General features: G+C 74.6%; 1 protein-coding gene. It reads left to right on the top strand.

What is annotated here, in order from left to right:
• Positions 1-334: amidohydrolase family protein (locus LPA54_RS36940; protein WP_228984852.1), on the top strand; the 334-nt coding region annotated here is incomplete at its 5' end.
• Positions 335-492: the final 158 nt, after the last annotated feature.

The raw sequence follows: 492 nt of genomic DNA, 5'->3' as shown, positions 1-492 counted from the left end.
GTCCGCGCATATGCGCCGGCTCCACGAGCGCCGCTACGACACCGTCCGCTCCGCGTACGACGCGGGCATCCCCGTCTTCGTCGGCACCGACGCCGGCGGCACCCTCCCGCACGGGCTCGCCGCCGAGGAGGTGGCGGAACTGGCCAAGGCCGGCCTCCCGCCCGTCGAGGCCCTGGCCGCCGGCACCTGGAAGGCCAGGGAGTGGCTCGGCCGCCCCGGCCTGGAGGAGGGCGCCCCCGCCGATCTGGTGGTCTACGACGCCGACCCGCGCGCGGACCTCCGGGTGCTCACCGATCCGCGCCGGGTGGTGCTCGACGGGCGCGTCGTCGCGTAGGGACGCGCCCGCCGGTGGGGCCCCGGAGGGTGACGGCGGGGAACAGCCGTACCCCTTAAATCGAAAACGCTCTCCGGTCTTCCCAGACGGGGTGAAGAGTCGCCGGATCGCTGACGGGGCGGCGCGGGCGAGGACATTCTTTCCGGGTCCCAGCAAAG

The organism is Streptomyces sp. DH12, assembly GCF_020873895.1.
Taxonomy (GTDB): Bacteria; Actinomycetota; Actinomycetes; order Streptomycetales; family Streptomycetaceae; genus Streptomyces.
This window is presented reverse-complemented; position numbering and strand designations above follow the sequence as displayed.